The sequence below is a fragment of the Cronobacter sp. JZ38 genome (assembly GCF_008932145.1).
GTDB classification, from domain to species: Bacteria; Pseudomonadota; Gammaproteobacteria; order Enterobacterales; family Enterobacteriaceae; genus Cronobacter; species Cronobacter muytjensii.
In genome coordinates this window covers 2,190,972-2,214,433 of the sequence record NZ_CP017662.1, presented here as the reverse complement: position 1 = coordinate 2,214,433, position 23,462 = coordinate 2,190,972, and the positions used below count along the sequence as shown (strand labels likewise).

General features: G+C 48.8%; 32 protein-coding genes and 1 pseudogene. 9 read left to right on the top strand and 24 right to left on the bottom strand.

What is annotated here, in order from left to right:
• Positions 1–57: 57 nt before the first annotated feature.
• Positions 58–267: pseudogene (locus BJP61_RS10515) on the bottom strand (terminase small subunit); the annotation flags it as partial.
• Positions 268–287: 20 nt separating this feature from the next.
• Between BJP61_RS10515 and BJP61_RS10510 the strand changes: the two are divergent.
• Entirely contained in the window at positions 288–719 is a 432-nt protein-coding gene (locus tag BJP61_RS10510) for a hypothetical protein (RefSeq protein ID WP_171998271.1), read from the top strand.
• 75 nt (positions 720–794) lie between these two features.
• Here the strand turns inward: BJP61_RS10510 and BJP61_RS10505 are convergent, their stop codons facing one another.
• From BJP61_RS10505 to BJP61_RS10455, 11 genes are all read right to left on the bottom strand, one after another.
• Positions 795–1,046: a bacteriocin immunity protein gene (locus tag BJP61_RS10505; protein WP_171998270.1), complete on the bottom strand. Its 252-nt coding sequence runs from the start codon at positions 1,044–1,046 to the stop codon at positions 795–797.
• A 190-nt stretch (positions 1,047–1,236) separates the two neighbouring features.
• The gene (locus BJP61_RS10500) at positions 1,237–1,581 is read right to left on the bottom strand and encodes a hypothetical protein (protein ID WP_171998269.1); all 345 of its coding nucleotides are present in this window, start codon (positions 1,579–1,581) and stop codon (positions 1,237–1,239) included.
• A gap of 201 nt (positions 1,582–1,782) precedes the next feature.
• Entirely contained in the window at positions 1,783–2,250 is a 468-nt protein-coding gene (locus BJP61_RS10495; RefSeq protein WP_171998268.1) for a lysis protein, read from the bottom strand.
• Positions 2,240–2,737, bottom strand: coding sequence for a lysozyme (locus BJP61_RS10490; RefSeq protein ID WP_171998267.1), 498 nt, complete (start codon positions 2,735–2,737; stop codon positions 2,240–2,242). The genes BJP61_RS10495 and BJP61_RS10490 overlap by 11 nt, the downstream gene beginning before the upstream one ends.
• On the bottom strand, positions 2,737–2,952 hold the full coding sequence (locus BJP61_RS10485) for a class II holin family protein (RefSeq protein WP_007793917.1): 216 nt from the start codon (positions 2,950–2,952) through the stop codon (positions 2,737–2,739). Before BJP61_RS10485 ends, BJP61_RS10490 begins: the two co-directional genes overlap by 1 nt.
• 750 nt (positions 2,953–3,702) lie before the next feature.
• Positions 3,703–3,936 carry a hypothetical protein gene (locus BJP61_RS10480; RefSeq protein WP_032990927.1) on the bottom strand — a complete coding sequence of 78 codons (234 nt, stop codon included), beginning with the start codon at positions 3,934–3,936 and terminating at the stop codon, positions 3,703–3,705.
• A 133-nt stretch (positions 3,937–4,069) separates the two neighbouring features.
• Entirely contained in the window at positions 4,070–4,765 is a 696-nt protein-coding gene (locus tag BJP61_RS10475; protein WP_171998266.1) for a bacteriophage antitermination protein Q, read from the bottom strand.
• The gene (locus tag BJP61_RS10470) at positions 4,762–5,124 is read right to left on the bottom strand and encodes a RusA family crossover junction endodeoxyribonuclease (RefSeq protein WP_075184250.1); all 363 of its coding nucleotides are present in this window, start codon (positions 5,122–5,124) and stop codon (positions 4,762–4,764) included. Before BJP61_RS10470 ends, BJP61_RS10475 begins: the two co-directional genes overlap by 4 nt.
• Entirely contained in the window at positions 5,121–5,417 is a 297-nt protein-coding gene (locus BJP61_RS10465) for a hypothetical protein (protein ID WP_038862663.1), read from the bottom strand. The genes BJP61_RS10470 and BJP61_RS10465 overlap by 4 nt, the downstream gene beginning before the upstream one ends.
• Positions 5,408–5,608, bottom strand: a complete 201-nt coding sequence (locus BJP61_RS10460) for a hypothetical protein (protein ID WP_032977422.1) — start codon at positions 5,606–5,608, stop codon at positions 5,408–5,410. Before BJP61_RS10460 ends, BJP61_RS10465 begins: the two co-directional genes overlap by 10 nt.
• A gap of 2 nt (positions 5,609–5,610) precedes the next feature.
• Positions 5,611–6,066: a YbcN family protein gene (locus tag BJP61_RS10455; RefSeq protein WP_171998265.1), complete on the bottom strand. Its 456-nt coding sequence runs from the start codon at positions 6,064–6,066 to the stop codon at positions 5,611–5,613.
• A gap of 908 nt (positions 6,067–6,974) precedes the next feature.
• On the opposite strand from BJP61_RS10455, the gene BJP61_RS10450 reads away from it, so the two are divergent.
• The gene (locus BJP61_RS10450) at positions 6,975–9,209 is read left to right on the top strand and encodes an AAA family ATPase (protein ID WP_015386648.1); all 2,235 of its coding nucleotides are present in this window, start codon (positions 6,975–6,977) and stop codon (positions 9,207–9,209) included.
• A gap of 1 nt (position 9,210) precedes the next feature.
• On the top strand, positions 9,211–10,047 hold the full coding sequence (locus BJP61_RS10445) for a DUF3226 domain-containing protein (RefSeq protein ID WP_171998264.1): 837 nt from the start codon (positions 9,211–9,213) through the stop codon (positions 10,045–10,047).
• A gap of 129 nt (positions 10,048–10,176) precedes the next feature.
• On the opposite strand, the gene BJP61_RS10440 is transcribed toward BJP61_RS10445, so the two are convergent.
• The 3 genes from BJP61_RS10440 to BJP61_RS10430 are packed head-to-tail and all read right to left on the bottom strand — an operon-like array spanning position 10,177 to position 11,839.
• Positions 10,177–11,124 (bottom strand): helix-turn-helix domain-containing protein, encoded by a 948-nt coding sequence (locus BJP61_RS10440; protein WP_171998263.1) that lies wholly within the window; start codon positions 11,122–11,124, stop codon positions 10,177–10,179.
• Positions 11,125–11,147: 23 nt separating this feature from the next.
• A complete protein-coding gene (locus BJP61_RS10435; protein ID WP_085105414.1) occupies positions 11,148–11,600 on the bottom strand; it encodes a toxin YdaT family protein in 453 nt (150 codons plus the stop codon).
• Entirely contained in the window at positions 11,600–11,839 is a 240-nt protein-coding gene (locus tag BJP61_RS10430; RefSeq protein WP_038862658.1) for a Cro/CI family transcriptional regulator, read from the bottom strand. The genes BJP61_RS10435 and BJP61_RS10430 overlap by 1 nt, the downstream gene beginning before the upstream one ends.
• Before the next feature lie 78 nt (positions 11,840–11,917).
• Between BJP61_RS10430 and BJP61_RS10425 the strand changes: the two genes are divergently transcribed.
• The 6 genes from BJP61_RS10425 to BJP61_RS10405 all read left to right on the top strand — a co-directional run bounded on the left by BJP61_RS10425 (position 11,918) and on the right by BJP61_RS10405 (position 15,849).
• A complete protein-coding gene (locus BJP61_RS10425; protein ID WP_015386643.1) occupies positions 11,918–12,325 on the top strand; it encodes a helix-turn-helix domain-containing protein in 408 nt (135 codons plus the stop codon).
• Between the two features lie 193 nt (positions 12,326–12,518).
• A complete protein-coding gene (locus BJP61_RS21710; RefSeq protein WP_071603677.1) occupies positions 12,519–12,725 on the top strand; it encodes a cell division protein FtsZ in 207 nt (68 codons plus the stop codon).
• An 86-nt stretch (positions 12,726–12,811) separates the two neighbouring features.
• Positions 12,812–13,102, top strand: a complete 291-nt coding sequence (locus BJP61_RS10420) for a host-nuclease inhibitor Gam family protein (protein WP_171998262.1) — start codon at positions 12,812–12,814, stop codon at positions 13,100–13,102.
• Position 13,103: 1 nt separating this feature from the next.
• Positions 13,104–14,204 (top strand): AAA family ATPase, encoded by a 1,101-nt coding sequence (locus BJP61_RS10415; RefSeq protein WP_171998261.1) that lies wholly within the window; start codon positions 13,104–13,106, stop codon positions 14,202–14,204.
• An 80-nt stretch (positions 14,205–14,284) separates the two neighbouring features.
• Positions 14,285–14,536, top strand: coding sequence for an excisionase family protein (gene xisR / locus BJP61_RS10410; RefSeq protein WP_007749489.1), 252 nt, complete (start codon positions 14,285–14,287; stop codon positions 14,534–14,536).
• Positions 14,537–14,562: 26 nt separating this feature from the next.
• Complete coding sequence (locus BJP61_RS10405) at positions 14,563–15,849, top strand: site-specific integrase (RefSeq protein ID WP_171998260.1); 1,287 nt, start codon at positions 14,563–14,565, stop codon at positions 15,847–15,849.
• Here BJP61_RS10405 and BJP61_RS10400 read toward each other — a convergent pair.
• The 9 genes from BJP61_RS10400 to pspB form a co-directional block, all read right to left on the bottom strand.
• A complete protein-coding gene (locus tag BJP61_RS10400; RefSeq protein WP_171998259.1) occupies positions 15,774–16,514 on the bottom strand; it encodes a sugar phosphate isomerase/epimerase family protein in 741 nt (246 codons plus the stop codon). The two genes, BJP61_RS10405 and BJP61_RS10400, sit on opposite strands and share 76 nt — an antisense overlap.
• A gap of 18 nt (positions 16,515–16,532) precedes the next feature.
• Positions 16,533–17,582, bottom strand: coding sequence for a zinc-binding alcohol dehydrogenase (locus BJP61_RS10395; protein ID WP_171998258.1), 1,050 nt, complete (start codon positions 17,580–17,582; stop codon positions 16,533–16,535).
• A 25-nt stretch (positions 17,583–17,607) separates the two neighbouring features.
• Positions 17,608–18,450, bottom strand: coding sequence for a carbohydrate ABC transporter permease (locus BJP61_RS10390; protein WP_038862649.1), 843 nt, complete (start codon positions 18,448–18,450; stop codon positions 17,608–17,610).
• Complete coding sequence (locus BJP61_RS10385; protein WP_171998257.1) at positions 18,437–19,318, bottom strand: sugar ABC transporter permease; 882 nt, start codon at positions 19,316–19,318, stop codon at positions 18,437–18,439. Before BJP61_RS10385 ends, BJP61_RS10390 begins: the two co-directional genes overlap by 14 nt.
• Before the next feature lie 23 nt (positions 19,319–19,341).
• A complete protein-coding gene (locus tag BJP61_RS10380) occupies positions 19,342–20,634 on the bottom strand; it encodes an ABC transporter substrate-binding protein (RefSeq protein WP_171998256.1) in 1,293 nt (430 codons plus the stop codon).
• A gap of 11 nt (positions 20,635–20,645) precedes the next feature.
• Entirely contained in the window at positions 20,646–22,361 is a 1,716-nt protein-coding gene (locus BJP61_RS10375; RefSeq protein WP_171998255.1) for an alpha-amylase family glycosyl hydrolase, read from the bottom strand.
• A 176-nt stretch (positions 22,362–22,537) separates the two neighbouring features.
• Complete coding sequence (pspD, locus tag BJP61_RS10370; protein WP_038862644.1) at positions 22,538–22,780, bottom strand: phage shock protein PspD; 243 nt, start codon at positions 22,778–22,780, stop codon at positions 22,538–22,540.
• A 44-nt stretch (positions 22,781–22,824) separates the two neighbouring features.
• Positions 22,825–23,181, bottom strand: coding sequence for an envelope stress response membrane protein PspC (pspC, locus tag BJP61_RS10365; RefSeq protein WP_171998254.1), 357 nt, complete (start codon positions 23,179–23,181; stop codon positions 22,825–22,827).
• Entirely contained in the window at positions 23,181–23,405 is a 225-nt protein-coding gene (gene pspB, locus BJP61_RS10360) for an envelope stress response membrane protein PspB (protein ID WP_004385364.1), read from the bottom strand. The genes pspC and pspB overlap by 1 nt, the downstream gene beginning before the upstream one ends.
• Between the last annotated feature and the right edge of the window lie 57 nt (positions 23,406–23,462).

Below are 23,462 nucleotides of genomic sequence, written 5' to 3'. Positions count from 1 at the left end.
AGCTAATACATGGCTGACCTTTTAGATACATTATTGGTGCCGACATAAGCAGAGCTGGAGCACATAAACAGCATTTATACCCACTTCCTCGTTGCGCTTATTCTTGAGTTCGGCGATTCTGTTTTGGATGTCAGGTTTTGACAGGTTTTCTGAGGCGGTGCGGTTAGCCGTCTTGACGCTGTACCCCGCCCGAATCGCCGCCTGTGTGGCGTTTAAGTCGATTAGGTACTCGCGACAGAACATTTCTTGTTTGTCGGTGAGTGCCATTTGATATCCTTGGAGATTCTATGAGCGAATTAACTTTTTCTGGATTGTGTAGCATGCTATCTCGCAATGGAGACGACTTGCTTTATCAAACGAATTTGATTTTAGAAAGAGTATGCAATTACTGGAATGTGTCCTCCACAAAGCATTCTCTAATCAGGTTCAAATTTGAAAATGACAAGATGGAGTTCACGATCCCCCAATGCAAATTTTCATGCTTTAGCGACACAAAACTCGTTCTAATTGAAGGTGAAATATTAAGCCAGGTTACGTTCTTCGTTGATAAGAATGGCGATAAAGTCCCTTTCCATATTTTTTACCTCAATACTAATCTAGTAGTTAATTATGAAACACCAAAAAGAGCGCCTGATGTTTATTGGAACTTGGCCAGACATGTAGAAGAGCATTTTATGAATGAGCTTCTACAATCGGCATCAAAGGCTGGATTAATCTGACAACCATCATCAGGCGCACTTGTGAATGCCCCTTGGAGAGAATATAAAAAAGCCCCCCTAAGGAGGCCTTTTCATTTATGACTTGAAGCCACTTTTACCGTTAGCTTTACGCCAAGTCTTAATTTCATTAACGATACCCTGAGGAGTGATATCTTCATCATTATTGTAAAAAATCAGATCTGAGCCTTCTGGATGTTCAGATAGAGTGCAAACATGCTCAATTAACTCATCTTGATATGCTTCGCCACCTGCAGCGTTAAAAATTCCGCTCACAAGTTGCGTAAACTCTGCCTCAGTGTAGTCTTCAAATCTTGGTTTAAAATTCATTTTCGCGCACTCACTTTGTGGTGAAAAGCATCTTTGCATTATAGGTCACGGCACCACTGCTTGATGTAGCTAGTATCAGGCCTTGTCCCGTCGAAGCTTTCGCTAAGCCATCTCGCGCACCTGATTCTTGTTTAACGACATTATCGCAGGCACTCAGTGAATGCCTGCTCGGATGCGTATGCCGTCAGATCTATCTCAGAAAAAGGTTCGCTGCATACTCGCCGTCAACGAAGACATCACATTCTTTCGCGCCAGGAGAAAACTTACAGCGCGCCATAACTTTGCGTCCCTTGTAAGTTCCGTTGTAAACGTTCGTATAGTTTTGGCTGAATGCACCCGAGAGGCTTTTATCTTGGTTAAGGAATGAGTCATCAATAACCAAAACGTCATTGACCCATAACTTCAAAATGCCATTTGGCATATTGGCGCTAATGAGCATTTGCTCGCCATTAGAGGAGCGATAAGGTTGCTGCGCTGAGTAGTTGGTACATCCTGTAAGCAAAATTCCTACAAATAAAGCTGCTATGATTCTCATGGAAACCCTCACCTAACTTAAATTATTGATTTATATAATTTTGCATCAAAAAAAAATAAACGATTAGGTTCGGATTGTACACATTAATGTTGTTATTAGGGATTGGTAAGATCAATGGTCAAGCTACACCGCCAGCCATCTGGTTTATGCTATCAAACAGGGCAATGTTTTAATCCTAATCCGCATAACAACAGACTTTAGTTACTTCTTCAGGCACTGCTGCCGGATGTAGTCCTGCAGATAGCCGACCTGATGGGTCACTTTTTCGATTCGCTCTCTGAGAATGAAATAATCCCGTTGAGCGGAGTCTGTAAGTCTGGCGGTGGAAGCATCGCCCAAGCTGCCGGTGCCGGTCTTTCCGTTCGCTGCGCATGTGGCACTGAACTGCAACCGCTTACGACCAGTAGCAACATCGCGCTCAAGCTGAGCAATATTTTTCCGAGCATCCGCTAACTCCTTCGTGTGTATCGCATCCAGCGCAGCCACCTCTTGCTGACGGTGCCGCATATCTTGAATATCATCTTTAGCCGTTTTTAATTCACGATTAAGTTCAATTAAAGATGCCTGCGATTTTGTGAGCTGAGTGTGATAATAGTTCGCTAAAGAGCCAGCAATAATCATCCCTAAAGCGAGTAACCCGATTGCTGAGGCGCTTAACTTAGAGGTCATATACGCTGTCCGCCATGCATATTGCATACTCAACTTCTCGCCGATTCATAAGTCCTTTCCACTTCTTGCCACCAGCGTAAATCCAGCGCTTAAGCTCGTTACATGCTCCGGCATAATCACTGTCGTTAAGCTTTTTCATCAGGGTAGATTTGATAGCTGCTGAGGGACCCACGTTGTAGGCAAATGAGTAGATAGCGGCGCGTTGGGTATCAGTAGTCTTTACTTTGATGTGCGGATCAATCTGGCGAGCGATACGTGTCATATCCGCTTGGGTAAGCGCATCACACTCGGCATCGGTGTAACGCTTTCCCGGAATGATATCCTTGCCGGTATGTCCATCACAGACCGTAAGAACGCCAACCACATCCCGATAAGGCACATACTCGCGTCCTTCTAAGCCGTCTTTACCTGCAACCATTGCGGTAGCAATAGCGATAGCCCCGCCGCCCATAGCTGCGACGATTCGTTGTTTTAATGCCGGGGACATTATTCTCCCCTTGCGGCTTTACGCCGATCTTCTTTGATTTTGAAATAGAGGTTGGTCAGGAAAGTAAGAAAGCCGAACACTAGACTGCCGAGTACACCAATAGCCGCCCACTGTGATGGGGAAACTTTATCGAGGAGCTGGAGCACCCAAAAACCGGCATTACCTACAGATGTGCCATAGGCAATGCCTGTCGTTAATTTATCCATTTGATACATACTCTCACCTCCTCTGTTCAGGGAAGTGTTCTGTGTTAAGACAGGAGTGGAACGGAGATAAGGAAAAGGGCAAAAAAAAGCCAGCTCGGACAAGCTGGCCTTAAAAGGAACCTCATAAATAATAGTGCCGGGTGCTTCCCGGTGAGACTTTGACTGGCAACAAAGTCTCGCATGCTGCTCACCCTTGGACTTAGCCAGTAATGCCCCACCGCACAGGGGGATTCACCATTAAAAGTGTTGGATGTCTATCGCGCATGCCAATGCAACGATGACAAAAAATTTAGCATTAGCCCTTAAATTTTCAAGCCACTCCCGCTAAATAAGATTTAGGCCAAAAAAAAGCCAGTTCGGCAGAACTGGCAACATGGGTGACTTCAGGACGTTCCATAGCCCTTGTTCTGTAACGTACTATTCTCCCCTGAGTTGGTTAGGTGCGGCACATCTCAATTTTAACAGTGAAGATGAACTCGCACTCAATACCGGAAGAATTCGCTACAGCTAATTATTTGCACCATGTGAGGGGCGCGCTTTAAAAGTAGCAAGGTCTTGGGACGAAAAGGATCGCTGGCATTAACGAAAAAGGTTTTATTTTCATATCGTGATTATTATCAACTTTTTAGTTTCCAGCACGTTTGCAAAGTTGGAACGCCAGATAACATGAAAAGGCCACTTCTCACACAAAAAGCTCTATACCCAAACAACAAGGCGGTTATAGAAAGTGCCTATGTTAAGGAGCAGGAGCGCATCTCTTTACTGGACGTCAAACGAGTTTTTGTAGGAAAGCCAATCATGCCAGACGTTCTCTGGGTCAACGTCAGGATAACCACGGCTCTCATTCATTTTTAAAGCGATATCGTCAGGCATTACCATACCGACTGCATTATCGCGCAGTGTCTCAACCTCTTGTTGCGTCAACTCGCGACCGAGTTCTTTCTCTTTTGCAGTGAGTAAAACGATGAGAGCAGGAATAAACACCAGTGCCATTTGTTGCCTCTGAAGGTATCGGTAATGGAAGCCATATTATCTGATGGCACATGTCGCAGAAACAAAAAACCCGCACAAGGCGGGTTAGATACAACAGAGGCAAAATAACATAATGCAGACAAATTTACCGGTTTTAGTTCGGATTTGCAATAACTTGTTTGTAATTTGCTACCTTCTGCTTCGAACGTGTTTTTGCTGCATCTATTACGGCCCTCTTATCCAGATACAGAAAATTGGCTCTCATTTGCGCCCACCGTGCGGCATATCCTTCCGACCAGGTAGATCTAGTTACCCCAACCATCTGCGCCAGCTCCCGGGCTTTGTAGCAGCCTTGCGGCACATTTCGTAACTCGCGTTTAACGTCCTGCGCCGCCAGCCATACCAACGCACGCAAACGCTCCAGTGTCTTACCGGCGATGCGTTGTCCCTCGAGTTCCTCGCTGAAAGTCTCCCATCCCCAGCGTACTATCTCGACCTGATGTGCATAACGTATGTTTTCGGAGTAACACCACAGCAGCCAGGCGCATTCGACTTCATCAAGCGCCAGTACAGCCCGACGCCAGCTCGCGGTAGCGTATTCGACGGGAAGCACCAGCGCGATTGATGAACCTTTGGATCGGGGCTGCACTCCCGGTACGGGTGGGTTATGTAAGGTAATCATCTTCCCGGTTTCCTCATCCCTAACCTTCAGGCGCTTTCGCTTGTAGCGGTTCGTGGCTAATTGAGCGTTTTCTGCGAACGCAACGAGTTGCCCCTTGGTTGACCCGCTTAAATCAGCGGTCGCGGTAATGAGTTGCTGACGGATGTATTCGTAATCCTGTGCTATCACTCTTCAATCTCCGTGACTTTAATACCCAGACGTCCACCGGGAATGACTTCCCCGCGTACCACTTTTAGTTCGTCTATTTGCGAGTCGTTTTGCATGAAACCGCCCTTCTCTAGTGAGTCGCAGACCGCTTTGAGAATGTTGTCGATATCGCGGCGGCGTTTATCAGGCATGTTCGCGATAATGCGCAGCCTAAGCCGCGCAGAGGTGTTTATGTCGAGCTTGAGGATATGCAGGATCTCCTGCACTGCCCGACGGTACTCGCGGCCTTTCTTATTGATGTAGGTAATGCCATTTCCACGCCGCCAGTAGTCGTTAACACTTGGTGGATACGGCAATGTGAATTCATAGGTGTTCGTCATTTGGGCACCACCAGACCGCGCCGCGTCAGCTCCCGAAGCGTAAGCACGATGGCGCGGTCCATTAATGCGCGACGCTCCTCTCTTGTCAGTTCGCTGCCGTTATCGATAGCATGATGACAGTCAACACAGAGCGCTGCCGTCAGGCTGTCATCTGCCTTAAGGCCCATGCCTTTGTCCTCGTTGCGATGTGCCGCCTGTACACCCCAGCGGCGGCAAAGCACGCAACAATCTAACTGGCGAACGGCGGCCAGCCATTTAGCGCTTCGATAAATACTCTTCACCCTCACCTCCACATCCGTTGTTGAAATGTGGTGTCCTGCCGTGGCGGGTATTTGCTTTCCGGCAGCAGTACGCGAACAACGAACGTCTTACAGTCAGCAGACAGAGACCGCTCCGCTTTCATACCGCGTTTGCGATACTGGCGAAGCAGCTCGTCGGCCTCTTCTGCGGTGCAATCCGAGTGTTCAAACCATCCCATACGCATGATTAAGCCTCCTGCTCTGCCCGGAGCTGCGCATATTCACAGTCCTCAGGAATAGTGAGACGGCAACCGATGCTCAGAGCCCAAGCTTCAACTTGCGAGAGGAAGAAATGCATCTCGCCGGTATCGAGATCGGAGGTATGACGGAGGGAACTGATTGTAGTTTTCTCGCCGGTAATGACGTCAGTCATCTCACGGCGTTCGTAACCGAGATAGGAATGCTTCAGCGCGTCCTTAACCCACGCCGGGGAAGCAAAGGATTTGCCCCGCTTAATGAGATAGGCACTGATTTCAGCGAACCACATGTGCGCCAGCGCATTTTGTGAAAGGCTGCGAGTTTCGCGCCACGGTCTGATGATCAGGCGGTAGCAATCGCCATTAGCCAGTAGCGGCTGCAATTGCTGGCCGATTGAAGCGAAGTTGGATTGGTGAAGGCGGATGCCGTCTTTGGGAAAGTTCACGCCGCACCTCCGTAGAGGTCGAACGCTGGACAAAGGAAAGCGCCAGTCTCGGGGGTACCCGGGGCCAGCGTATCAGGAAAGGCTAGTACTAAGTTGATATGCGCCATCGGTTTCTCCGATAAGGCGCAGTGACTACAAAGCCTAGGGTGTTCAGCCCTATTGCTTAATTATATTCGAGCTAAGGGAGCTAAATCCAGCTAGCCGAGTGGCCTGTCTGAAATCTTCTAGAGATGTCACGAATTCATCTTCTCTAAGCGCAAATCCATCCACAACCTCTAAATTCTTCATGTAAAGCAAGATCGCGCCATTGAAACTTCCGCTTTCGAGTACGGGAATCAGTGCCTTGGGTACCTCGATATTGATTTTTTTCACAAAATACACCCCTTACATCTTAACGATAAGTTCGTTATCGCCTAACACTTAAAACTCTATCGCAGCTTCGCTCGTGAAAACTCCTGCACCTACACAACCAGATAACATTTCATTAACGGTTCACTGACATATTAACTGTACATAAATACAGTATCTTTTGTGGGATCGGGAAATACTAGAACCAAGAACTCTATTTGGTTAATTTCCATGATCTCAGCAAAGCGACATGTAATTGGCACTTTAATTTTATGATTGAAATCAATCATTAACTGGAATCACTAGCAGAAGGGAAAGACTATGAACGGGTGGTGAGGTATGTTAAGAAGTGTTCAAAGTCCGCTTTGTGCCAGAGGTGGTAGTTGTTAACATTTGTTGAGTTGACCCTGTAAGTACCATGCTAAACGAGGTCATTCACTTTGAGACATTTTCATATTACTTGTGTAGGCTCAAGTGCGCATGCAGTAAACCGTTGTTGAAGTTGAATGAATGGTCTAGCTAATATAAATTGGAACCAAAAGGTTAAGAGGATGATTTCCATGAATTCAGAATCATTTAAAGAAACACCCAGAACGACAAGACTTAGTAGGAATCTCAAGAATCTATATCTAGATCCTAATAATTACCGCTTTGTCGATAACGAAAATTACAGATTTGTCGGCGAAGATAATCTTTTAGATACACAAGTACAGAAAAGAACGCGTACATTTATTGAAGGCCGAGGACAGGAGAACATTCGTGACCTCATAGCAAGTTTTAAAGCGAATGGTTTTTTGGATGTAGATATTATCCAAGTTAGAGAACTAGGTGATAATAGATATCTTGTTTTAGAAGGTAATCGCCGAGTAACTGCCTTAAAATTTTTGCAGGAAGCTTTTGAAAATGGATTTGAAATAGGAAATCTTGATCCTGCCATATTTAGAAGCGTGCCATTTGAAATTCACAGCAAAGAAGAAAATGAAAAACATCTCATAGTTATGGGATTGAAACATATCAGTGGAAATAAAAAATGGTCAACATTCAACCAATCGAAGTTGCTGTTCGATTTTCTGAAACCTTATCAAAACGCATCTCGAGAAGAATACGTTAGTAAAGAAAACGAGTTGGTAAACTCATTAGGGATAACCAAACATCGCCTTAGATCAATGTTGCGAGTTTATAATTTAATTCAATCTTATAAGATGAGTGATTATAGCGAGCAATTTTCTTCGGATATGGTTGGTATTTTTGAGGAGATAATGAAAAAGCCAGTTATTAAAAATTGGCTGGGCTGGAATGACGCAGGTTATTCTGCTAATAACTTAATTAACTTAGAACGTCTTTTTTCATGGATTTCTAAAACTGAAGTTTATGCAGAACCAGAAGAAAATGAAGATGAAGATAGTTACGACAACAGTGATGATTATAAAGAGCTTGAACCAATCATAACAAAATCACTTGAAATTCGTGATCTCGCTTTGTTTATCGAAGATGAGCATGCCTTGAAGGTTATGGAAGATGAAAGAAGCCTTGCTCGTGGTTTAGTATCAAGTGGATCTGTTGATAAACAAAATTACCAAGATGCCCTGTCCAGCCTTTCGGAATCATTAAGAAGTTTAACTAACTATAGAACATTAATTAGTGCTGATGATACACGCATTTTAGATGAGGCCAAAGACAGCTTATCAAAAATTATACCCAAGAAGAACAGCTTAAATATTGAGGGTGGGAACTTCACTACTGTTTTTGAATATGGCGTCAAATCTCATTTTGAAACTATCAATATAAAGAAATACAAAAAATTAAAACACTTTGAAATTAACAACCTAAACAGAATAAATATCTTTGCAGGGTTTAATAATACAGCTAAAACCACGTTCCTGGAAGCAGTCTATCTTCTTACTCAAAGAAATGATATGGCTTCGCATTTTAAATTAATCAGACAAAAAAACAAATTCTCATCATTAAGTCCAGTGTTTTTAAATTCCGTGTTTCAGGATCCAATTTCTATAGAGGGACGGTTTAACGGAGTTGATGTTTCAGTTCACATGGAGAAATTCGACGAACCTACCGTAGATAAAAAAGATGACTATATAGCTTCATATAAACTGACATCTCAAATTGATAGCATAGTGATATCAAATTTGGTACATACGTATGTACATGAAAGCATGATAAGAATATCAGATCAAGTATCCCATCTTTGTTCATCATCATTCAAAAGTCCGTATTTTTATGATATCGATGATTCAATTAGTGATTACAATCGAAGCGTTGAACTTAAGATTACACCTGTTGATGGGCTTTCACAGACAGCCATTAACCTTGTCATCGAATTTATGAAACGAGTAGAAGATAGCATTGTCGATATACGTTATACTGAAGAAATGGATGTTAAACGTTTCTTGGTTGAATCGAAGCACTCACTGGAGCGCAGTTTTGATTTAACTACTTATGGTGAAGGTATTCAGCGAATTTTTTATATTGCGCTCGCGTTTGCTTCATGTAGGAATGGGGTGATATTAATTGACGAATTTGAAACGGCTATTCATTTTAGCCTTTTAAAAGAGTTTACACGATTAACACAAGAGCTTGCTGAAACCTTTAATGTTCAAGTGTTTTTAACTTCTCATTCTCGTGAATGTATCGAAGCATTTGTTGAAAATGGTTATAAAACAGAACAAGTAACAGGCTTCCAGATGATTAATAGCGGCAATAAAATCAGCTCAAAAAGGGTAGAAGGAGAACGCTTTAAGTATCTTATTGAAAATATTGCTCTGGATATTAGGGGGTAATATGAACAAGAACAAAGTGATTGTAGTAGCGTGTGAAGGACAGCATGATATTTCATTTATAACCAGAATTCTTCATACTGTAGGATTCAAAACCGACAACAGGAAAATAAAAGACTTCCCATTTCCTTTTAATACCCTTTTTGCTGGCATAGCAGGAAAAATGGTATTGGCTGATAGAAAATTAGGGTATCAAAGCCCAAACTTTCTTTTACCTTCTGTTGCGTTAGAATTTCAAGGGAAGATTGTTTTTCTCCACAATCTCAATGGCGATGGACGCAGTGCTGAAAGGGGGGAATTAATAAAGCTTTACTCCGGGTTAGTGGGAGATGATGACTTTTCTAAAGGTTTAAATTATGAATTTAGGTTTTTATTCTTTTTCGATGCTGATGATCATGGTGTACCAAGCCGACTTTCAGAAATGACGGCTGAACTAGAGATGCAAACAGCTTTATCTAATGGTTCAGTAGTGGCTTATGGTAAGCATGAGCTAGGTTGTTATATCTATCATGAGAATGATGGTGATACAGGAGTGCTTGAGGACATATTACTTGGGCATTTTTCAAGAAAGGATAATGATTTGCTAGAGCACGTTTCTGACTTTCTTTCCAATCATATATTGGAGGAAGAAAGAACCAAGGAATTGCATGTAATTGATGGGGTGGAACAACGAAAAGGTGCTTCTAAATATTCCGAAAAAAAATCAAAATTAAATTTGTTTGGCCAACTTCAGTTTTCCGGGATGAATAATTCAGTAATTATTTCCAAATCGGACTTCCTAAGAATGGAAGATATAGAAAACTGCCCGCAGTGTATAATAATTAAAAATATGTTTTCTTGACCAAGCTGCCGCTAAGCGGCAGCTTAATATTATTCATTTTATAATCAAAATGAATAGCCACAGTTTATATATCCATTTTTCACTGTTTGTAGATAGGTACTAACGTCCGCTTCTCGCTCAAAGCGGACATTACCCTATGCTTCCCCCCTCTTGCCAGAAGCAGAAATTATGAGTGAAGCCGCACTGTGCATGGTTACCCCTAAAACCTGCCGGAATTGTATTATCAGGCTCCGGAATATGATTCACATCGCGCCAAGCGGGCATGTTCACGCCAGTGCAACACCTGATCACCAGGTCATCCCATTTCTCACGCAACTTGGACGGGCATTTAACCTGACGGATCCAGAACGGGTCGCTCTGTACCCGTCGAAATAACTCGCAAATCTGTTTATGTGTACGGCCATCCAGCATGCGCATCAGGCGTATATCGTTCGCCCATGCCGTCCAGTTAGGCTCTTTAGGCCGGACAGGTTCGCCGTTAAGGGTGTCGGCCTGCTCGTACAATTTCAGCACTCGCGTCCAGATCCACTTCGCGCAGGTCAAATCTTCCTGACTGCCCCACTGGCTTTTCCTGGGGCTGAAAACCACGGCTTCAGGATGCCGTGTCAAAAACTCAGCTTTGGTGAGCTTTTCGTCCGACAGCGAAGCGTCGGGACAAGAAGTGTTTTCTGGTTCTTTGACTGGTTCAAAAGAGTGACTGATTCTGGGTGAATCTCCTGCACCACCCCCTAGTGAATCTGTTGCACCACCTAGTGAATCTCCTTCACCCCCCTGGTGAATCTGCTGCACTATGCCTTGTTTATTACTGGCCCCGTCTAAGGTCAGCCGGTAAAAATTACTGGTGTTTCCTTTGGGTCCGGTTCGGGTTTCTTTAATCATCAGCCCGGACAGGCATAATGCATTAATATGGTTCATCACTGAGCGTCGACTGATTTCGCATTGATCGGCGATATGCTGATAGCTCGGCCAGCATTCGCCCTGGTCGCTTGCGTTATCGGCCAGCTTAAGCAGGACCAGCTTGCGCAGCGGGTTCCCCACTTTCACTTTCATTGCCTGAACCATCAGTTCCATACTCATAAAAAGACCTCGATTCTACTGCGCTAAACTGCGTTCGGCATAGCCGGAACCAGCTTCACTTCGTAACCCGGCAGTAAATCTGCCAGGGCATTAATCGCTTCCAGTGTTTCCTTACGGATAATGTCCTTCGGCTTGCGCATCAGCACGGCGTTCGTCGCCTCGATACACTCGCGGTTCGCCACAGCGGCCCGCAGCTGTTCGGCGGCAGCGGTTTCCAGCTCAGCGTTCATGGCAGCCTTAACCGCATAGCTCAGCGCTTCAGCGTTGCGGCGGTACTTTGGTGAGTCGCCCCGGAAAGCGCGCTTGATAATCTGCGCGTTGTTATGCAGCCGGCGGCTGTACTCTTTGGCGTCCTGAACGCTCAGGCTTTCCAGAAGACCGCCGGAATGATGCGCCGTAATCATCGGCGTGATGGTCTTCCAGCCCTTTTCCGCCGCCCACTGCTCAAGCTCCATGCCGAGTTTTTTGATTTCCATCAGTCAGAATCCTTCTGAGATTCAGTGTTAGCCTTTCGACTCAAACGTTTTTTCTTGCGGTATTCGTCGTAAAGGTTTTTGTCGTAGTGAAGTGTCCCTTCAGAAGCATCGGCTAAACGTTGAGCACAACGCTCTGGAACAAGGATTTTCCACTGGCTGACTGCGGAGGGGTCAACACCTGCCGCAAATGCAACGCGAGACTTATTTCCAAAAACTTTAATGGCATCCTCTTTAAACATATCGACTCCTTAATCTGAGTTTTCTCAATGTTAAAATCGCAAGGAATCTCAAGTCAAGAAACTTTAAGATATCTCAATATGAACAACATCACTTTGGGCAGGCGTATTCGCCAAAGACGTAAAGAGATAGGTTTTAGTCAACGAGACTTGAGCCGGGCTGCTGGCGTCTCCGATTCGTCAATATCACTATGGGAAAGCGACAACACAGCCCCAAGAGGTGAAAACCTTCACAAGTTAGCCGCAGCACTGCAGTGCACCCCTACATGGCTGTTGTTCGGAGACGAAAACCAAGCTCCGACTCAGGCGGTTCCAGCGGGTGCGCCCCTCGAACTGTCTGATGATGAACTTGAGATGATCAGGCTTTACCGCGCATTACCAGAGTCTGAGCAAAAAGCACAGATGGGTAACATGCGAGCCCGGGTAAAAAACTTTAATCGCCTCTTCGATGAGTTGCTTGAAGCCCGTAAGCGTTCCAATAATCCCTGAAATTTAACCCACTTTAATTGCCTTTTAATCAACAAGATACTGTATACTCACGCCTTTTATCATGAGTTTTCTCAATAATAATATTGACTAATTACTATGAGAAAACTAAAGTTCACTCCATCACGTAACCACGACGCAGTGATTACAAAGCTCTAAACGTTCCGCCAGCCGGGCGATAACGGCAAGGGAGAAGATGGTTAATCAACACTACGGCACTATGCCGGTAATCAGGCAATGCCTTGAACCTGGAATGATGGCGCTCCGCGATGGTTGCGCTTATCGAGTCTCAGCGATCCGCGGTAAACACGTTTACCTTCACTCAATGCGCGAGCAAATCCGCATTACTGATCGTGTAGTCGAAGTGTTTCTTGATGGGTTCGGTAATCCCCTAACCCACTGACCCACCCTTTCAGACATTAATCAAACCTTTGTAATTGGCGGCTAAAAAGGCGCCGGGGATTTTTACGCCCTTTTACAGGAGGAATCGTGAACGCGTATTTCATGCATGACCGTATCGAAGAGCGCGCATGGCAAGACCACTACATACAAATAGCTCGGGAAGAGGAAGAAGCAGAGCTGGCCGACTTATACGATCGCCATATTAAGTTTCATCACCTTCACGCTCTACTCAGCAACACCCAGGCGGATAAAGCCGCCCTTACCGCAACCTTCGATGATGTGGATTTTCAGGAAAAGGCAGCCGAGTTTCTGCGGTACGCCGCCGAAACGCTCGCGGCCAAACAGACAGCATTAAACATGGATTTGAGGAGAGGATGAAATGGCCCTTTTCCAACGAGCCACTAATACACAGGCTTTCCTTAAAGCCGGAATCATGGGCTTTGCCGGAGACGGCAAAACTTACACTGCCAGCGAACTGGCGATCGGCCTCGTCCTGTTGATGCGCCAGCGTGGGCTTGCAATGGGTGATAAGCCGGTAATGTTCCTTGATACCGAAACCGGTTCGGATTGGGTTAAACCCCGCTTCGATGCAGAGAACATTGAGCTTTATACAGCTAAAACGCGCGCGTTTGTGGATCTGCTTGCCGCTGTTAATGAAGCGGAACAAAGCGGTTCAGTACTCATCATCGACTCAATCAGCCATTTCTGGACGTGCTTGTGTGATGAGTACGCAACGCGCCGCAAACGTAAGCGTGGCCTTGAATTCTCAGACTGGGCGTGGCTGAAACAAGAATGGCGGCGTTTTACTGACCGTTTCGTTAATAGCCAGGCGCACATCATCATGTGTGGCCGCGCGGGCTATGAGTACGATTTTTTCGAAGGCGACGACGGAAAGCGCCAGTTAGAAAAAACCGGCATCAAAATGAAGGCCGAAACCGAGACGGGTTACGAGCCTTCAATACTGATTCAGATGGAAAAGCAGATGGATCTTGAGTCCGGGCAGGTATGGCGCACCGCGCGCATTCTTAAGGACCGCTCTACCCGTATCGACGGACAGACATTCGCGAACCCGACGTTTAAACACTTTCTGCCGCACATTGAGTTCCTTAACTTGGGCGGAACACATTTAGGCGTGGATACCTCTCGCGATAATGGCGAGCTGTTTGCCGATGATGGTTTGCCGACATGGCAGAAAGAGAAACGCGCGAAAGAGATCGCCCTCGATGAGATCGTCGAGCTGCTGAATAAACATCATGGCGGCACAAGTAACGACGCTAAACGCGCTAAAGCCGACCTTCTGGAACAAGTGTTCTGCTCTCGCTCCTGGGAGCGAATTAAAGGCATGGACTGGCCGACCATCAAAGCAGCCCGCTCCGCTCTATGGCTTCAACTTGAAGGGGCTCCTTACGAATTCCCAGCCCCTTCTAGCGCGGAGAAAAGTGAACCAGATGCGGCTTACGATGAAGAGATCCCACAGTAATAACCGGGCGCACGCCCCGCTTTTTAGTAGTGAATTAAATTTTGTATTTTGATAGCGGCTTTCGGGCCGAGGAGGATTTCATGAGTGAAGTAGTGATGATTGTATCCCCTGGGAAATGGGTTGCGGAAGAACAGCTTATTGCGCTTAAAGGGTTCAAAAGAGGAACGTTGAAAAGAGCAAGGGAACAAAGCTTCCTTGAAGGCAAAGAGTACATACATGTCGCGCCTGATGGCCAGCCCTGGGATAACAGCCCCTGCTTTTATAACCTGGAAGAGATAGATCGTTGGATCGAACGGCAGGCAATGGCAAAGCCACGTCGTTACTCCGCTTAAGTTCGTTTCAGTAAAAAGGAGTCGTGATGATTCAGTACCCAACGGGTGTGGAGAACCACGGCGGAAAACTCCGCATCTGGTTCCTCTACAAAGGGGTTAGAGTCAGGGAAAACTTGGGGGTCCCTGACTCCCCTAAAAACCGTAAAAAAGCCGGTGAGCTTCGCAATGCTATTTGTTATGCCATAAAAACGGGAACGTTTGATTATGCCGCGCAATTTCCGGACTCACACAATCTGGCCCGCTTCGGTGAAGCTAAACCCAACATTGATTTCGCCACCCTTACTGACAAATGGCTGTCGTTAAAGCAAATAGACGTCTGCAAGAACACTTACGTACGTTACAAGGCTGCCATTAAGAATGTAATGCCATACATCGGTGCCAGAACGCCCATCGCTTCGATCAATCAGGAATTTTTGCTCTCATTACGTAAAGAGCTACTTGTAGGTTTTCAACACCCTAAACACTGGCATACAAAACCAGTTAAGGGACGTACAGCCTCGACTGTTAACTACTATCTGCGAGTAGTAAACGGAGCATTAGAATTCGCTAAAAATAATGGCTATTTACCTTCAAACCCCATGCAAAACTTAGTGCCCTTGAAGAGAGCTAAATCTGACCCGGACCCGTTAACTAAAGATGAGTTTGAACGTCTTATTGCCTGCTGTGACAACCGTCAGCTTAAAAACCTTTGGAGTCTCGCCGTTTTTACTGGAATGAGACATGGCGAATTATGTGCTCTGGCGTGGGAGGATATTGATCTCAAGGCTGGCACTATCACCGTCACAAGGAATTACACCTCAGCCCGGAATTTTACACCGCCCAAAACTGAGGCCGGAACAGACCGAAAGATCGTGTTAATTGATGCAGCTATTACGGTATTGCGAGACCAAGCCGAGCTGACCCGGCTCGGTAAGCAGCATGACATCAGCGTTGCTCTTCGTGAGTACGGTAAGACGCGCCTGGATAAATGCACGTTCGTCTTTAATCCGGGCATATATACCAAGAACCCGCATTGCGGGATTAACTATGCTACTGGTTCTCTGAACATGAGCTGGGCTTCGGCTATGAGGCGCGCCGGTATCCGACACAGGAAAGCGTACCAGTCCAGACATACGTATGCCTGTTGGGCTCTTTCAGCGGGAGCTAACCCCAACTTTATTGCCGGGCAAATGGGCCATGCGAACGCGAGAATGGTGTATCAGGTTTACGGTAAATGGATGTCTGAAAACGATGCGGATCAGCTCTCTATCCTGAACAAAAGCATAACTGTAAATGCCCCACCCATGCCCCACAGCAAAACCGCTGACTTGTAAATTTCTTTATAATCAAGCACCTTACCCTTATAGCTGATCATCTCGGCGATATGCACGTGGCCGAGAAGATCGTGGTTGTCATGGAAGGCCGCGCAGAGGTTATCTTCTTCGATATTCATGTGATAAAAATCGCCGATGATTTTTACGTGCTTAAGGCCGCCTTCGACGATATAACGCCGCGCGTCGGCAAGCGTGTTGATCATGTGATCCTGATAGCGGTTGAGCGGCTCCAGCAACACGGTGGTGCCGGTACGTGCTGCCACACCGTCGAGATAGCGCAGCGACTCGCTAACCGCTTTGCGATCGCCTGCCAGGCTGCGCGGCGCTTTCATCGGCGGCAGGCGGAATGTGAACATCCCCCAGGCTGCGGGCACCACAATGCCTTTGCCGCCCACCTCCGCCAGCGCTTCCAGAATACGGGTGATTTGCGCAAGCCCGTTAAGACGACGCTCTTCGATGAAGTCGCCGAACCAGCCGTCATAGCCGCCGCAGGCGGTGGTCACCGGCAGGCCAGTCTCCTTAATGGCCGCTTTGACCTCGTCGAGATGATCCACCAGCAGCTTGCCGTCAATTTCAAAGCCGTCAAAGCCCATCGCTTTGATGTAGCGGAATTTCTCCAGAATATTTTCCGGAAAGAAAGCCTGATTCTGCGTTGCGATTTTCATTGTTGTTTCATCCGTGAATTAAAAAGTGACGCCCATTTTGATGCTCAGTTCCGGGTGCTGATCGACATACTTCATGTAGCTTTCCGCGCTCTGCGCGAAAGGCACTACCGGATCGATCAGATCCTCACAGTTGAGATAGCCATTCATCAGCAGTTCCCAGCAGGTTTCTTCGATACGCTTGCGGCTCCAGCGCGGATAATCCGGGTTCGGCTCGCTGCAGGCGCGAGAGAAGACAATTTTCGCGTTGTTGAAATGCGCTTCGCGCCCGAAGTTGAGGCTGGTAAACGGTTTGGCAAAGGCCACGTAGGAGATAGTGCCGCCATAGGCGATGCCGCGCAGCGCCGCCTGCAGCGCGTCGGCATGGCCGCTGGTTTCGATAATGACGTCCGCGCCCTGCTTGCCGGTGAGTTTTTTGATTTCAAGGCCGATATCCGTACCGACCGGGTTGAAGGTATAGTCCGCCCCATGGCGGCGAGCGATATCGCAGCGGTGCGCGATAGGATCAACGCCGATAACCACCGACGCGCCCGCTTTTTTAGCGAGCTGAATGGCAATCTGCCCGATGGCGCCAAGGCCAATCACTACCACATAATCGCCGACGCGCACGTTACCGTCGCGCACGCCGCTCATGGCGAACTGCGCCGGATCGTAGCAAACAGCGTTTTTCCAGCTCGCGCCTTGCGGCATCTTGCGCAGCTTGTAGTTATCGACAGCGTTGACGATGACGGTGTCCATCAGCGGGCCGTAGGTACAGACCATGTCGCCCACGCCGTAGCCCGTCACCTGCGCGCCGCATTCGATAATCTCCCCTACCACCATGTTGCCGAGCTGGAATTTACCGAATTCAATACCGCGCGGCGCGTCTGCCGGGCGCGGCGTGAACAGTTGCCATTCACCGGAAAATTCTTCGTCGATGAACGGACTGGCGGCGCGAAAATCCACGACTTCAGTGCCGTGTTTCGGCGCGCCGAAACGGACGCGAATTTTCACTTCGTTTTGCGCGACTGCGCGATCCTGATATTCCACCAGCGCTGCCACACGCGGTGCCTGAGCCACTAATTTTTGCATGATTTTCTCCCTGAAAACGACCCGGTCAGCCCTTAACGCCGCCGTCGGTCAGACCACTTTTAATAAAACGTTCGGAAAGCGCGTACATCACCACCACCGGCAGCGCGGTCACCAGCGAGGCCGCCATCATGCGTCCCCAGATGTAGTCCGGCGTGCTGAACAGGGTGTTAAGCCCGACCGGCAGCGTGAAGTTCGATGCGCTGGAAAGGAAAATCGAGGCGAAGAGATAATCGTTCCACGCCACCATAAAGCAGTAGACAAACACCGACACCAGTCCGGATACCGCCAGCGGCACGGTGATGCGAAAGATGATTTGCAGGCGGTTTAAACCGTCCATCATCGCCGCCTCTTCGATTTCATCCGGAATAGTGTCGAAGTAGCTTTTCAGCATGAACACGGCGGTCGGCAACGTCTGGGTCACCATCGTCACGATGATGGCAAGCTGGGTGTCATAGATGCCAAGCGCGGTGATGATTTTGAATAGCGGTACGACCAGCAAGATCCCGGAGAACATGTACACCGTGTAGAAACTGGCGTTGATGGTCATCCGGCCTTTAAAGCGCAGCTTAGAGAGCGCATACGCGCCGAGTATGCCAATGAACACCGCCACACCGGAGGCCACCACCGACACCACCAGGCTGTTGCGAAAATAGGTGACGAACGGAAAGATCAGCGGGTTAAAAATGTCGACGTAATGCTCCAGTGTCCAGTGCTGCGGAAACAGCGTCGGATGCAGCGAAATCGCCTCTTTAACGCCTTTGAATGAAGTCATCAGCATTACAAAAAAAGGAAAAAGCGTTGCAATAAGAAACAGCGCCAGCCCGAGATAAAAACCGGCGCGCCGTGCAAAGCGTTTATTTGTTGCCATGGAGATTCACCCGTTTTCTGGTAATCAGGATCACTGCGAAGATGATGACGAACAGCACCACGGAGATCGCCGCTGCTTTGCCGAGATCGTTGAACGCAAACGCGGTTTTATAGAGGTACACCCCAAGGATATCGACCTTAGTAGTGAGCAAATAAACATCGGCGAACATGTAAAACATCCAGATAGTGCGCAGGGTCACGACCGTCGCCAGCACCGGCATGATGGCGGGCAGCGTCACGATGCGAAACCGCTGCCAGGCGCTGGCGCCGTCCATTTCCGCCGCCTCGTAGAGCGATTTATCAATCGTCTGCAAAATCGCCAGAAACGAGATAAAGGCATACGGGAAGTAGCGCCAGATGGCGAACAGCACCACCAGCGCAAAGCTGCTGGAGGGGTTGTCGAACCACAGCGGCGCGCGCTGGTAAAGATGCAGCAGATCGCCTGCCACCCAGTTCACGATGCCGTAGCCGTTGTTGAACATATATTTCCAGGCAAATACCAGAGAAATCGACGGCGTGACGTAAGAGAGGATCACCAGCGAGCGCGCCGTTTTGCGAAACCGGAACTCGCGGTTAAAGAAAATGGCTACTGCAAGCCCCAGCGCGGTGCTCCCGGCCACGACCAGCGCCGTGTACCAGAATGTCATCCACAGCGAATGCCAGAATCCCGGATCGGAGAGGATGTTGCGGTAGTTCTCAAACCCGGTGAACTGCGACGGCAGCCGCGGGTTCAACGGCAGGCGTAAAAAGCTGATTTCGATATTCGACAGCATCGGCCAGGCCACCAGGCCGCCCAGCAATAGCAGGCTGGGCGCCAGGAGCAGCATGGCAAATGGCAGGTCGGTTCTACCGGAAGTTAACGTCTTCATGAGCGTCCTTTCCTGAAGCGGAGTTATGGTCTGGCGACCAGTTCATCCAGGCGTTTTTGACCAAGCGTGAGCGCTGCTTCCGGCGATTTGCCACCCACCGTCACGCTGTTAACCATTTCGTTAATTACCCCGGAACCGGTGACATCGCCCATGCGGGTGAAGTTTTTATTGCCGACGGAGCCGAAGATCTGCACGTTGGGATACTGCGCGATAAGCTCGCGGGTAAGCCCGCCGAACGCTTTAATGACAGGGTTTTGCTGGTAGGTCGGCGTTTCGACGACCGTTTTATTCACCGGCAGCGCCGCGCCCGGGGACATCAGCACCCAGTCGGCGGCGTTTTCCGCCTGCTCCATAAAGACCACGAATTTCTTCGCCGCTGCGGTTTCTTCTTCGCGCTGTCCGGCGGTGATCGTAAGCGAGGTCAGCATGCCGTAGACGGCGGAGGATTTTTTGGTCGGCACGATAAAGCCGAGATCCTGCGGATCGCCCTCTTTAAACACGGCCGGCAGAATGTAGGTGGAGTAAATGGCCATCGGCGCGGTGCCGTTCATAAAGGCGTCTTTGATTTCCATGACATCGCTGGAGCCGGGCATGGAGAGCATGGCCAGCTCACGGTAATACTCCAGCGCCTCGCGCATTTCAGGCGTGTTGAGTGTAATGTTGCCATTGGCGTCAAAAGCGTTGGCGCCATTTGATAGCGCAAACTGCGAAAACGCCTGTTCGGTCATCACGCTTTCAGCGGTCGGCAGCGCGATGCCATATTTTTTATCGGAGGGTTTATTGAGCAGCGTCGCGGCGTTCAGCAGCGACTGCCAGTCCTGAGGCGCGCTCAGGCCCGCCTGCGCCAGCCGCGATTTTCGGTACCAGACGCCGCCAAGCCAGGCGCTGATCGGCACACCGGTCCAGGCGGTGCCATCCTCGGTGCGCACGATGCGCAGAATGCCGTCAAAGAACTGCTTTTCTCCCACGTCAGCCACCGCGGCTTTGATAGCGTCGCGATCCAGCAGTTGCTCTTTGTCCATCACTTTGGCGTAGTCGTGGCTGATTTCAATCACTTCCGGCAGCGCGCCGGAACGGGCGAGCGTGGTGACTTTAGTGTTATAGGCGTCCTCTTCGACTGGCACCTGTTTTACGGTAATATCCGGGTTGGCCTTTTCAAAGCGAGCGATCAGCTGCGTAATAACCGCCTGACGCTCCTGCTCCACTGACGAGTGCATAAATTCGATAGTGACATGATCTTTTTTATCATCGTTGCAGCCTGACATCAGGGCGCAGGCAACCAGTGCTGAAATCAGCACGCTATTATTATTTCGCATATTTAGTCCTTTCAGGCTTTGTTAAGCCACATTGCTTGCCAGGGGGCGAGCGTGAGCGTTCCATTCTCTGGCGTCACGCCGGAAATTAATTCACGCTGACCGCACGCATCGTAAGAAATCGTCTGCGGCTTATCACTGATATTAAACAGTGCGGTAATTTGCGCGCCATTATTCGCGGTACGAATAATTTCCATCACGCTGTCGTTAATACAGCGCGCGGCAAAGACGCTGTCGGGGTGAAATGCGGCGTGTTGACGGCGCAACATTATTAAATCGCCAAGCTGTTTCCAGGTATCGTGCCGTAAATTTCCCGGTATCTGTAATGCCCCGATGATTTCCGTCTCGTGATATTTCTGACGGTTAATCGCACGGTTGTAACCGAGACGCGCCACGCCTTCTTCATCATTGCGCGAGCCCAGAATGCTTTGAATATAAATGGCCGGAACGCCGGGAAAGGTTAATAACAGCGCGTGGGCCAGCAGAAAACGCGCCAGGCGCGGCGCGTCGCTGTCGCCATGGGCGCTGAGCGCGTCCATATAAGTGACGTTGATTTCATACGGGCTGCGGCTGCCGTCCGGGTTGTTTTTCCAGTTCACCCGCGCGCCTTCGGCCTGGAGCTCCTGTACCAGAGTCAGAATTTCCGCTTCCGGCAGGATGCCGCGCAGCGGGTTTAGCCCAATGCCGTCATGAGACGCCAGGAAATTAAACCAGGTGGTTTCACCGACGCGCGCATCGCACAGGCCCTGCGCCCACTGGCATAGCGCACGGGCGTTGCGGGTATGAATAGCATGCAGCACCAGCGGCGGCAGCGGAAACTGGTAGACCATCTGCGCTTCGTCATGCCCGTTGCCGAGGTACGCGATGTTGTCTTTATGCGGCACATTGGTTTCAGTGATGATAACGGTGCCCGGCGCGACCGCATCAGCGATGGCGCGAAACAGCTTCACTAACAGATGTGTTTTTTCCAGATGGATACAGGACGTTCCAGGTGTTTTCCACATAAACCCGACAGCATCGAGGCGGACATATTGCGCGCCTTCACGCAGGTAATGCAAAAGAACCTTCACCATCGCCAGCAATACGGCGGGGCTTGCGAAGTTAAGGTCAATCTGGTCTTCGCTAAAAGTCGTCCAGAGATGGCGCACCTCGCCGTTTTTCAGCGTAAACGGCGTTAATAGCGGCAGCGCGCGTGGTCGGGTGACGGCAGATAAATCGGCCGCCGGATCCATCGCGATAAAAAAATCCTCAAAGCCTGGCTGTTGCGCAAGATAATTTGCAAACCAGTCGCTTTTGGCGGAAATATGATTGCAGACAAAATCAAACATCAGCCGCGCATGTTGATTAAGCCGGGCGATATCGTCCCAGTCACCGCACTGGGGGTCGACGCGGTGGTAATCCACCACGGAAAACCCATCATCGGACGACCACGGATAAAACGGCAACAGATGAGTATGAGAGAAAAAAGGTTTCAGCCAGTCGTTAAAAAAACGCTGCAATGTCGCGAGCCGTTTTTCGCCCGGCGCGCTGAATTGATCGGCATAGGTAATTAATACTACGTCCGTTTCATCCCACCCTTTTTTACGCGGCGCACTTATCTCACTACGCGTTTGAGAAATAGCTTTCTCAAGCGCAATAAAATGCGCATCGCTAAAAGTATCGCCATAAATTCGCGTAATTAAATGTCGAATAACATCACTGTTTATTTCTGCTGTTGTTATTTTTTCCATTGATAACATTTCTCATGGTAGCGGTCCCACGAAGAAAGGTTAATCCCGGAAAACAGGGAGTGTCAACGCGCGAAAAGTTTGCTTTTAAGAATAAAACCCGGTTTCCGGAAATGGGTGTGAGTAATTGTGAAGTAGCGCAAAAAACGCCAGAAATAAAAAAGCCCGAGGGGCTCGGGCTATTTACGGGAAGGGTTATTGATATAACGCGCGGAGACGCGTCTTGCGAGTCGTTTGAGCAGCGGCTCAAGCGCAAACGCCAGCGCTATCTTCAGCGGACGACGGGCGACCGATTTTACCGCCCAGCCTGCAAATCCTGCCGGCCCGTAACGCAGCGCGGTCATCAGAGCCAGCTTGCCAGCGAGCTTAAGGCCAGGCTTCGCGTGGCGGGAGACTTTCTGCCAGCGTGTGGTGGAATTCATAGCAACTCCTTTAAAACCGGGGGCGCGGCCCCCTGATAGAATAATTATAGCTGGCGGAACCGGCTGCGCAGCGAGAAAGCGTCCGAGGTGACATAACGCTCCATCGCCCTTAAGCGCTGTTCACCGGCGGCAAACTCGGCGTCCACCGCTTTCAGCAGCTCGCTGCTGGTCGGCGCCGCCTCTCCTTCCTGCGTCTCATCCAGCGGGTCGAGCGCGAAGGTCAGCACGATATAGGCGACAATCGTGATAAAAAAGAGCCCAAAGAGCATCGACAGTACGGTTATCAGGCGCACCAGTTTAACCGGCACGTCGAGATAGTGCGCGATACCGGCGCAAACGCCTTTGACCATGCCTTCGCGGGGAAGCCGCCCCAGTTTTTTGCCGCTAAAAGTCCGCGTCATTATTGATTTCTCCAGTTCGGGTGCTCGGCATCGAGAATTTGCTCCAGCGCATGAATACGCTCGCGCATGCGCTGCGCCTCTTCATTTAACTGCGCCAGACGCTGCTGCTCGCTCTGCGAGAGCGCATCGCGCCCGGAGCGGTTGCTGTAGTGCAGCCAGAGCCAGACCGGCAGTACGAACAGCACAAACAGCGTTAACGGAATAGCCAGAAACAGTGCACTCATGAGTTCTCCTTACGGGTGAATATTGCGACGGCCAGTGCCGCCGCGCTCCTTGTCAAC